The organism is Pelorhabdus sp. sgz311001, assembly GCF_055901755.1.
This window is the reverse complement of record NZ_JBVXUT010000015.1, coordinates 1-1,165: the sequence shown is the minus strand read 5'-3', so window position 1 is coordinate 1,165 and position 1,165 is coordinate 1. Positions and strand designations below refer to the sequence as shown.

Genomic DNA, 1,165 nt, shown 5'->3' with positions numbered 1-1,165 from the left:
CCGATTGCCGTAGCATCGCCGTCACCAGTCATAACGATGACATTGAGTTCCGGATTGGCCAGTTTCACACCCGTTGCAAAAGGAATGGCCCGACCATGGGCACTGTGTACCGTATCAAAATCTAGATAGCCTGACGCACGGGAAGAACAGCCGATCCCTGATACGATCGTTGTTTTATCCTGGTCTAAGCCCAGTTTATCGATTGCTTTTACTGTCGCGCTTGTTACTACGCCGTTACCGCAGCCAGGGCACCAAATATGGGGCAGACGAGGGCGATAATACTGATCAATAAGTTGTTCCATGCTTTTCATACTTACGCCTCCTTGGCGAGCTTTTCCAGAGCTTCGTATAACTCAGCCGGAGTAATCGCTTCGTTGTTGTATTTTGCATAGGAGATCACTGGCACTTTGCCATTTACCGCTTTTTGTACTTCTCCTACATATTGACCGCAGTTTAATTCAGGGACAATCATCGCTTTGACTTTTGTCGCTAATTCTTCTACTTGTTTCTGGGCAAACGGCCAGATTGTAATCGGACGGAACAGACCCACTTTGATGCCTTTGGCTCTAGCTTCGTCAATCGCTGCATAAGCTGTACGAGCTGTACCGCCATAAGCCACTACGGCATATTCGGCGTCTTCCATGCAATATTTTTCGTAAGTCACAATATCGTCTAAGTGATCGCTCAGTTTCTTATTCAAGCGGTCCATCTGCGCTACCGTAGCCGCTGGAGAACCGTTCGGGAAGCCGCTGTCATCATGAATGAGGCCTGTTACATGGAAGCGATAGCCTTCGCCAAAAGCAGGCATCGGCGGAACATCGTTCGTGCCTGCTGCATAAGCTTTATAGTCTTTCGACGGTTTTTCCGTCGGCTGTTTGCGCTGCGGCTGTTTAATATCGTCATAATTTTCCGGAAGATCAATGCGCTCACGCATATGTCCAATTATTTCGTCCATTAACATGATAACTGGAACGCGGTATTTTTCCGACAATTCATAAGCACGAATGGTCAGGCTGAAACATTCTGGTACACTGGCCGGTGTTAACGCAATGATCGGATGATCGCCATGGGTTCCCCAGCGAGCTTGCATTACATCGCCTTGTGACGGAGATGTCGGCTGGCCAGTCGAAGGACCTACCCGCTGTACGTTGGCAATCACGATGGG

The 1,165-nt window shown here is 48.8% G+C and carries 2 protein-coding genes; both read right to left on the bottom strand.

Going from position 1 to position 1,165, the window contains the following annotated elements; translation table 11 throughout:
* Positions 1–302: thiamine pyrophosphate-dependent enzyme (locus AC0MXB_RS18275; RefSeq protein ID WP_474041158.1), on the bottom strand; the 302-nt coding region annotated here is incomplete at its 3' end.
* 11 nt (positions 303–313) lie between these two features.
* Positions 314–1,165 (bottom strand): transketolase C-terminal domain-containing protein (locus tag AC0MXB_RS18270; RefSeq protein WP_474041157.1); only part of this gene is annotated, 852 nt, incomplete at its 5' end.